Consider the following 8,728-nt stretch of genomic DNA (forward strand, 5'->3'; position numbering starts at 1 on the left):
CGGCCCGGTGCTCCGCCCAGAGCGCATCGGTCATGACCTTCGAGTGCGCCCGCCGGCGGGCCCGGACCTCCGCGACGTCCCGCTTCAACGGCAGGTGCCCGATCCACAGCCAGGCGGTCGACCGCGCCACGCCGACCCGGCGCGCGATCTCGGGAACGGTGCAACCGGCGCGGCGGAGTCGGAGCGCCTCCTGGTAGAGCGGTGAGGCGGCGGCCCGCGGCCCGGTCGGCGGCCGGCCGGCGAGCGGATCGGTCATGGCCAGGAGATTAGGACGGGCGTACGACAGAAGCAGCCATTCATTCGCGACTCTGTCCGGTGCGCGCCCGGCCCGCCCAAGTTACGGTGACGTAAGCGTAGCTCGTGACCTCCGTCCCCTCTGCGAGGTGCCATGTCGACCGCTCTCGTCGAACCCGCCCCGACCGGCCCGAAGCCCCTCACCGACGGCGCCCAGTCCCGCGGCATCCTCATCGCCCTCTGGGTGTTCGTGGTCGTTCCGTTCGTGGCCCTGGTGGCCGCCGTGCCGGTCGCCTGGGGCGGCTGGTTGACCTGGACGGACGTGGCGGTCGCCGGATTCTGGTACGTGGCCTCCGGGCTCGGCATCACGGTCGGCTACCACCGCTACTTCACGCACGGCTCCTTCAAGGCCACGCGGGCGCTGCGGGTCGGCCTCGCCGTCGCGGGTTCGCTGGCGGTGCAGGGCGAGATCATCCAGTGGGTGGCCGACCACCGGCGCCACCACGCCTTCTCCGACCTGGAGGGTGACCCGCACTCGCCGTGGCGGTTCGGCGCCACCGTCCGCGGGTTGACGAAGGGGCTGTTCCACGCCCACGTCGGCTGGCTGTTCAACCGGGAACTGTCCAACCGGAAGCGCTTCGCACCGGATCTGATCGCCGACCGGGACATCAACCGCGTCGACCGGTCCTTCCCGGCGCTGGTGGCGGTGTCGGTGCTCGGTCCGGCCGTGATGGGCGGGCTGCTCACCTGGTCGTGGCAGGGCGCGTTGGCCGCGTTCTTCTGGGGCGGCCTGGTGCGCATCGCGCTGCTGCACCACGTCACGTGGTCGATCAACTCGGTCTGCCACGTGTACGGCGAGCGCCCGTTCGCGATGCGCCAGGGCGACCGGGCGGCGAACTTCTGGCCGCTGGCGATCCTGTCCTTCGGCGAGAGCTGGCACAACCTGCACCACGCCGACCCGACCAGCGCCCGGCACGGCGTGCTGCCCGGCCAGGTGGACATCTCGGCCCGGGTGATCTGGCTGTTCGAGAAGCTGGGCGGCGCCCGGGACGTCCGGTGGCCGAAGCCCGAGCGGATCGCGGCCAAGCTGGTGAGGGCGGACACCGAGCGGTAAGCGGTCGGTAGCGCCCGACGTTACCTGGCAGTATGGCCGGGTGACCGGCTCCATCCCACGACAGGGCGTCACCGAGCGCCGACGAGGTGACGACATGACGGATGCCGCGGGCGGCGACGGCACCGCGGGCCGCCGCCGGGCGGTGCCGGCGGCCGGCAAGACCTCCCGCGTACGCATGTCCGCGACGCAGCGGCGCGAGCAGTTGATCTCGATCGCCCGGCAGATCTTCGCCGAGCGCGGGTTCGACGCCACGTCGATCGAGGAGGTGGCGTCGCGGGCCAAGGTCTCCAAGCCGGTGGTGTACGAGCACTTCGGCGGCAAGGAGGGCCTGTACGCGGTGGTCGTGGACCGGGAGGTCCGCAGCCTGCTGGACCGGATCACCACCGCGTTGACCGCCGGCCACCCGCGCGAGCTGCTGGAGCAGGCGGCGTTGACCCTGCTCACGTACATCGAGGAGGAGACCAGCGGGTTCCGGGTGCTGGTCCGGGAGTCGCCGCTGATGTCGGCCACCGGGAACTTCAGCAGCGTGCTGAACGACGTCGCCCACCAGGTGGAGCACATCCTGGGCGCCGAGTTCTCCAGCCGGGGGTACGACCCGAAGCTCGCCGAACTCTACTCACAGGCGCTGGTGGGGATGGTGGCGCTGACCGGCCGGTGGTGGCTGGAGGTGCGCAAGCCGCGCAAGGAGACGGTGGCCGCGCACCTGGTGAACCTGGCCTGGAACGGCCTGTCGCACCTGGAGGCGAAGCCGGGCCTGATCACCGTACGGGGGCGGTGAGTCAGGGGCGCGGGGCGCCGATCGGGTGGTTGCGGTGGCGCCGCGCCTCGTCGGCGTGCTCCGGGGGGCCGACCTTGTCGTAGAGGCCTGTCCCGAGCAGGATCAGCCCGAAGATCATCGAGACGATGACGGTCGACATCGAGAAGTTGAGGAAGTTGGCCGAAGTCTGCATCACCGACATCATGAGGATGCTGGTGACCAGGAAGACGATCCCGGCGGTGAGGTTCATGTAGTGGCCCAGGTTGCCGCGCCGGGACGCGCCCACCAGCAGGAAGGCGCCGAAGACGACGGAGACCAGTGAGAACGCGAGGTTGGTACGCAGGCCGAGTACCCAGTCGCCGTCCTGTTCGAAGAGCGGGTCGCCCAGCGTCGACGCCGTGCCCCAGACACCGAAGACCAGGATGTAGAGCCCGATCAGCCCGGAGAGGACCCGGTAGATCGGCCGCGCCGGATGGTTGACCGGAAAGTGCGCCATGACCCCTCCACGAGAATGACGACATTCAGGAGGATTGTCACCCGCACGAGCGCCCCACGTACCCCGAATCACCAGCAGGGGCACCAGAGCCGGCACCGACCCGGGGACCGCGACCACGGAGTTCCCACCCCGACCCGGCGGGTGCGCCCGGACCGGCACCACGACAGGTTCTCGCCGGAGCCCGACCCGCGGAGGGATCAAGCCTGACCGCCCGGAGCGGGTCGGGCTCCGGCGAGAACCCCAAGCGCAACCGACGCGCCTCAGAGCACCAGCCGAGCCTTCTGCCACGCCTCCTTCTCCTCGTCCGTCCCGACCTTGCCGTACATGCCGACCATGAGGAGGACGAGGCCGACCACCATCAGCACGATGACGGTGGCGACGCTGAAGTTGAAGATGTTCGCCTCGGTCCGGATGAACGCGAGCCCGGCCAGGCTGAGCGCCATGATGACGTACGCCAGCCACTGGTTGATCACCACGTCGAGGTTGCGCCCGATGACCGTGCCGGCCAGCACGGCACCGCCGAGCAGCAGGCTGAGCAGCGAGAAGCCGACGTTCGTGCCCTGGCCGATGACGGTGGTGTCGTCCTGGGCGAGGACCTCGTTGCCGGCGCTGGCGATGAGGCCGAGCACGCCGAAGGCGACCAGGTACAGACCGGTCAGCCCGCCGATCGCCCGGTAGATCGGCCGCGCGGGGTGGTTGACGGGGGTGTGCGCCATCTCTGAGTCTCCAACGACGAACGGAAGAGGGTCGCCGGTGATTCTCCCGCATGTCCCGGTGTGACGCCGCACACGGCCCCCGCCGGTCGTGCCGGGGCGACCGTCAGGCGGCGGGGAGCTGGTCGGCCAGGGCCAGCCAGGCCTCCTCGACCTGCTCCCGTTCGGCGCGGACGTCCTTGAGCTGAGCGTCGAGGTCGGCGACCGCGGCGTAGTCGGTGGCGTTGGCGGCGAGCCGGTCGAGCAGGTCCGCCTCCTTCTGCTCCAGCTTGCCGACCTGCCGCTCCAGCTTCGCGAGTTCCTTGCGGGCCTGGCGTACCTCGGCGGCGGACATCCCCTCCGCCGCCGCCGGCGCGGCGGGCGCCCCGGCCGACGACGCGGGCGCCGGGGCCGCCGCCCCCTCGGCGGCCCGGGCCAGGTACTCGTCGACTCCGCCGGGCAGGTGCACCAGCCGGCCGTCGCCGAACATCCCGTACGCGGAGTCGGTCACCCGCTCGATGAGGTACCGGTCGTGGCTGGCCACGACGATCGTGCCGGGCCAGGAGTCGAGCAGGTCCTCGAGGGCGGCCAGGGTGTCGGTGTCGAGGTCGTTGGTGGGCTCGTCGAGCAGGAGGACGTTCGGCTCGCCGGCGAGCAGCCGGAGCATCTGGAGCCGGCGTCGTTCGCCTCCGGAGAGGTCGGAGACGGGGGTCCAGAGCCGCCGGTCGTCGAAGCCGAAGACCTCGGCGAGCTGGGCGGCGGAGATCTCCCGGTCGCCGAGGCGGACGCGCCGGGCGACCTCCTCGACGGCTTCGAGGACGCGCAGGTGGCCGGGGAGTTCGGCGAGTTCCTGGGAGAGAAACGCCGGGCGGACGGTGGAGCCGGCGGCGAACCGGCCGCCGTCGGGGTGGGTGACACCGGCGAGCATCCGCAGCAGGGTGGTCTTGCCGGCGCCGTTGCGGCCGAGGACGGCGATGCGGTCGCCGGGGCCGACCTGCCAGGTGAGGTCGTGCAGGATCTCCTTGGGGCCGGCGTGGAGGCGGACGTGCTCCAGGTCGTACACCTGCTTGCCGAGCCGCGCGGTGGCGAGGCGTTGCAGCGACATGGTGTCGCGCGGCGGCGGGACGTCGGCGATGAGCGTGTTGGCCGCGTCGATGCGGAACTTGGGCTTGGAGGTGCGGGCGGGGGCGCCGCGGCGCAGCCAGGCGATTTCCTTGCGGAGCAGGTTCTGCCGGCGGGCCTCGGTGGCGGCGGCGACCCGCTCCCGTTCGGCGCGGGCGAGGGTCCAGGCGGCGAAGCCGCCCTCGTACGCGCGGACGGCCTGCTCGGCGACCTCCCAGGTGGTGGTGCAGACGGCGTCGAGGAACCACCGGTCGTGGGTGACCACGACGAGCGCGCCCTTGCGGCCGATGAGGTGCCGGGCCAGCCAGTCGACGCCGCCGACGTCGAGGTGGTTGGTGGGCTCGTCGAGGACGAGCAGGTCGGAGTCGCGGACGAGCAGCGCCGCGAGGGCCACCCGGCGGCGCTCGCCGCCGGACATCGGGCCGACCGGCGCGTCGAGGCCGAGGTGGGGCATGCCGAGGCCGTCGAGGATGGCGCGGACGCCGGCGTCGCCGGCCCACTCGTGCTCGGCTCCCATGCTCTCGCCGAGCCAGGCGGTACCGAGGACGACGTCCCGGACGGTGGCGTCCGGCGCCAGTTGGAGGGTCTGCGGGAGCCAGGCCACCCGCAGGTCGCGGCGGTGGGTGACGCGGCCGTCGTCCGGCTCCTCCTGCCGGGTGAGCAGCCGCAGCAGGGTCGACTTGCCGGCGCCGTTGAGGCCGACGACACCGATCCGGTCGGCGTCGTCGAGGCCGAGTGAGACGTCGGTGAGCAGCGGCCCGGCGGCGCCGTAGCCCTTGGACACCCGGTCCAGGTTGACGATGTTGGCCACTGTCCCACCTCTCATGATCAAGGCGTCCCGGTGCCGGTGGGCACCTGGGGACGCCTGGCCTCCCAGGGTACGCGGACCGGCTCGCCGGCCCGCCGCGCCGTGACGCGCACGCCGGTCCCCGCTGCGGGCGGCATCCGTCGGGCGCCGCCGGCGCCGGCCCGACGCTGGTCAACGGTGCGACGGACCGACCCTGTTCCCTCGATCAACTCCAGGTCGCCGGCGTCGGGAGGGGACGCCGCGACGCGGGCGGGATCGAACCGATCACCGTCCGGCGGCGGGCCCGTTCAGACGATCCGGGCGCCGGCGACGGGGCCGTGCGCGGTGCGGGCTTCCCGGCACACCCCGGCGGCGTTCAGCTCGGCGGCGACGCGGACGGCGTGGGCCTCGTCGACGGCGAGGAAGACGCAGGTGGGCCCGGACCCGGAGACGATGCCGGCGAGCGCGCCCGCCGCCTCGCCCGCCTTGAGCGTGGCGGCCAGGGACGGGCGCAGGGAGAGGGCGGCGTCCTGGAGGTCGTTGCCGAGGGCGGCGGCGAGCACCCGGGGGTCGCGCTGGCGCAGCGCGGCGAGCAGCGCGTCGGTGCTGCCAAGCGGCGGGCCGGCGGTCCCGGCGTCGCGGAGCCGGTCGAGTTCCCGGTACGCGGCGGGGGTGGACAGGCCGCCGTCGGCGATCGCGACGACCCAGTGCCAGGAGGTGGGGCGAGCCAGCACCGGGCTGACCGCCTCGCCCCGGCCGGTGCCGAGCGCGGTGCCGCCGTGGATCAGGAACGGCACGTCGGAGCCGAGGTCGGCGGCGATGCCGGCCAGCTCGTCGCGGGACAACCCGGTGCCCCACAGCGCGTCGCAGGCGACCAGCGCGGCGGCGGCGTCGGCGCTGCCACCGGCCAGGCCCCCGGCGAGCGGGATGTGCTTGCGCAGGTGCAGCCGGGCGTGCGGGAGGACGCCCGCGTAGCCGGCGAGGGCGTGCGCGGCCCGGATGACCAGGTTGGTGTCGTCCAGGGCCAGCTCACCGGTGCCCTCACCCTCCATAGTCAGGGTGAGGGTGTCGCCGCGCCGGGCGGTCAGCTCGTCGTGGATGGAGATCGCGTGGTAGACGGTGTTCAGCTCGTGGAAGCCGTCGCGGCGCAGCGGCCCGACCCCGAGGTGCAGGTTGACCTTGGCGGGCACCTTCACGCGTACCGGCCCGCTGGCACCGCGCGGCTCGTCGTCGTCCGGTCGCCAGGCCTCGGTCACGGGATCAGGTCCCCGACGTGCGGCCGGATGTCGAACGGCTTGGTCACGATCAGCTCCTCGGCGGAGTCGGCCGGTTGGGGCGGCGTACGCGTTCAGGTGGGCCCGGGGCGGGTCCGGCGCCAGCCTAGCGGGCGGCGGGTGCGGCGGCCGGGGCCGACGCGGCGATGGCGGCGAACTGCTCGACGGTGAGTGACTCCCCGCGTGCGCCCGGGTCCACTCCGGCGGCGGTGAGGGCCTCGGTGGCACGGTCGGCGCCGCCGGCCCAGCCGGCCAGGGCCGCGCGGAGGGTCTTGCGACGCTGCGCGAACGCCGCGTCCACCACGGCGAAGACCCGCTCCCGGGGTACGTCGGGGCGGGGCGGCTCGCGGCGGGTGAAGGCGACGAGGCCGGAGTCGACGTTCGGCACCGGCCAGAACACGTTGGGTGGGACCTTCCCGGCGGCGCGGGCGCGGGCGTACCAGGCGAGCTTGACCGACGGAACGCCGTACACCTTGGAGCCGGGACCGGCGACGAGCCGGTCGGCGACCTCCTTCTGCACCATGACGAGGCCGTGCCGCAGGGTGGGCAGTTCGGCGAGCAGGTGCAGCACCACCGGCACGGCGACGTTGTACGGCAGGTTGGCCACCAGGGCGGTCGGTGCCGGCTCGGCGAGGTCGGCGCCGGTGACCCGCAGCGCGTCGGCGTGGTGCACGGTGAGCCGGTCCGCGGCGGGGCCGGCGTACCGGGCGGCGGTCTCCGGCAGCGCGCCGGCCAGCGTGCGATCGATCTCCACGGCGTGCAGGTGCGCGGCGACGGGCAGCAGCGCGAGGGTGAGGGAGCCGAGTCCGGGTCCGACCTCCAGCGCCACGTCGTCGGGGGCCAGCCCGGCGGTGGTGACGATCCGGCGCACGGTGTTGGGGTCGTGCACGAAGTTCTGGCCGAGCTTCTTGGTTGGCGCCACGCCGAGACGGGCGGCGAGGTCCCGGATCTCCGCCGGGCCGAGGAGACCGGTCACGCCCCGTAGCGTATGCGGGCTGGCCGCGATGATTGGAAGGGACCCTTCACCTACCGGAGGCGTTAACAAGGGGCCCCTCCTTTCACCACGGTCCGAAGGCGCGGTCACCGGTCGTGGAGATGGCGGCGCACAGGTCGTCCAGGTCCGCGCCCATGGTCGTGGCGAGGGAGCGGACGGTGAGCGGGATCAGGTACGAGGCGTTCGGCCGGCCGCGGTGCGGCATCGGGGTGAGGTACGGCGCGTCGGTCTCCACGAGGATCTGGTCCAGCGGGGTGAGCGCGGCGGCCTCGCGGAGCGCCGCGGCGCTGCCGAAGGTGACGGTGCCGGCGAAGCTGAGCAGGTAGCCGCGGCGGACGCACTCGCGGGCGAAGTCCGCGTCGCCGGAGAAGCAGTGCAGCACCACCGTGTCCGGGGCACCCTCCTCGTCGAGGATCCGCAGCACGTCGGCGTGTGCCTCCCGGTCGTGGATGACCAGGGTCTTGCCGTACCGCTTCGCGATGGCGATGTGCGCGCGGAAGCTCTCCTCCTGCGCGGCGCGGCCCTCGTCGCCGGTGCGGTAGAAGTCCATCCCGGTCTCGCCGATGCCGCGTACCCGGTCCCGGGCCGCGAGGGTCTCGATCGCGCGCAGCGCCTCGTCCAGGTCGGACAGGCGGGGCGCCTCGTTGGGGTGCAGTGCGACGGTGGCGACGACCGCCGGGTACTTCTGGGCGACCTCCGCGCCCCACCGGGACGACTCGACGTCGACGCCCACCTGCACCAGCCGGTCGACGCCGACGGCCGCGGCCACCTCGATCGCCCGCGTGACCGGGTCGTCGACCGGGCCGCCGCCGGGCACGCCGGCCTCGCTGACCGTGATGTCGAGGTGGGTGTGGCTGTCCAACACCGGGCGGGGCAGCGGCTCGGGCGGCGGAGGGAACTCACCGGCGCGCCGGGCGGCCCGATTCCGGCGCGGTTCGGTCGGCTCGGTCGTCTGTTCGGTCGGCTCGTTCATCACCCAAAGGATCACACACCGAAGTGGTCCACCCGGCCGCCACCCGATGTTCACCTCGACTACGCCGTACGCGCTTAGCGTCGCCGGGTGAGTGAGCGTCGCGTACGGGAGATGACACCGTGAGCGATCATGTCGGGCGACGCCGACGGGCCGGCAGCCCGGCGCCGCGCGTCGCCGCCGAGCGGAGCGAGGTGACGGCGTGAGTTGCCCTGTGTCAAGCCATCGCCGGTTGATCTTGGCTGAGCAAGTGTTGGAGGGCTCGGTGCCGGTCGGGGTTGTAGGGGG

At 73.2% G+C, this 8,728-nt stretch carries 8 protein-coding genes; 2 read left to right on the top strand and 6 right to left on the bottom strand.

From position 1 onward, the window contains the following. Window positions 1-388 precede the first annotated feature (388 nt). A complete protein-coding gene (locus tag AB0873_RS24100; RefSeq protein WP_366602302.1) occupies window positions 389-1,348 on the top strand; it encodes an acyl-CoA desaturase in 960 nt (319 codons plus the stop codon). A 94-nt stretch (window positions 1,349-1,442) separates the two neighbouring features. Continuing rightward, the gene (locus AB0873_RS24105; protein ID WP_155328977.1) at window positions 1,443-2,126 is read left to right on the top strand and encodes a TetR/AcrR family transcriptional regulator; all 684 of its coding nucleotides are present in this window, start codon (window positions 1,443-1,445) and stop codon (window positions 2,124-2,126) included. Window position 2,127: 1 nt separating this feature from the next. Here AB0873_RS24105 and AB0873_RS24110 read toward each other — a convergent pair whose 3' ends face one another. The 6 genes from AB0873_RS24110 to AB0873_RS24135 form a co-directional block, all read right to left on the bottom strand. After that, entirely contained in the window at window positions 2,128-2,601 is a 474-nt protein-coding gene (locus AB0873_RS24110; protein ID WP_366602303.1) for a DUF4383 domain-containing protein, read from the bottom strand. Window positions 2,602-2,861: 260 nt separating this feature from the next. Next, window positions 2,862-3,317 carry a DUF4383 domain-containing protein gene (locus tag AB0873_RS24115; protein ID WP_155328979.1) on the bottom strand — a complete coding sequence of 152 codons (456 nt, stop codon included), beginning with the start codon at window positions 3,315-3,317 and terminating at the stop codon, window positions 2,862-2,864. A 103-nt stretch (window positions 3,318-3,420) separates the two neighbouring features. After that, a complete protein-coding gene (locus AB0873_RS24120) occupies window positions 3,421-5,226 on the bottom strand; it encodes an ABC-F family ATP-binding cassette domain-containing protein (RefSeq protein WP_366602306.1) in 1,806 nt (601 codons plus the stop codon). Window positions 5,227-5,510: 284 nt separating this feature from the next. After that, the gene (locus tag AB0873_RS24125; protein ID WP_366602307.1) at window positions 5,511-6,458 is read right to left on the bottom strand and encodes a 4-(cytidine 5'-diphospho)-2-C-methyl-D-erythritol kinase; all 948 of its coding nucleotides are present in this window, start codon (window positions 6,456-6,458) and stop codon (window positions 5,511-5,513) included. A gap of 124 nt (window positions 6,459-6,582) precedes the next feature. Continuing rightward, window positions 6,583-7,452 carry a 16S rRNA (adenine(1518)-N(6)/adenine(1519)-N(6))-dimethyltransferase RsmA gene (rsmA, locus tag AB0873_RS24130; RefSeq protein WP_366602308.1) on the bottom strand — a complete coding sequence of 290 codons (870 nt, stop codon included), beginning with the start codon at window positions 7,450-7,452 and terminating at the stop codon, window positions 6,583-6,585. Between the two features lie 82 nt (window positions 7,453-7,534). Further along, complete coding sequence (locus AB0873_RS24135) at window positions 7,535-8,443, bottom strand: TatD family hydrolase (protein WP_366602309.1); 909 nt, start codon at window positions 8,441-8,443, stop codon at window positions 7,535-7,537. Window positions 8,444-8,728 lie beyond the last annotated feature (285 nt).

It is taken from the genome of Micromonospora sp. NPDC047707, assembly GCF_040704235.1.
Lineage (GTDB): Bacteria > Actinomycetota > Actinomycetes > Mycobacteriales > Micromonosporaceae > Micromonospora.

Coding starts and splice junctions, on each gene's coding strand:
- AB0873_RS24135 (WP_366602309.1), bottom strand. CDS start 8,443: ATGAACGAGCCGACCGAACAGACGACCGAGCCGACCGAACCGCGCCGG.
- AB0873_RS24115 (WP_155328979.1), bottom strand. CDS start 3,317: ATGGCGCACACCCCCGTCAACCACCCCGCGCGGCCGATCTACCGGGCG.
- AB0873_RS24110 (WP_366602303.1), bottom strand. CDS start 2,601: ATGGCGCACTTTCCGGTCAACCATCCGGCGCGGCCGATCTACCGGGTC.
- AB0873_RS24100 (WP_366602302.1), top strand. CDS start 389: ATGTCGACCGCTCTCGTCGAACCCGCCCCGACCGGCCCGAAGCCCCTC.
- AB0873_RS24105 (WP_155328977.1), top strand. CDS start 1,443: ATGACGGATGCCGCGGGCGGCGACGGCACCGCGGGCCGCCGCCGGGCG.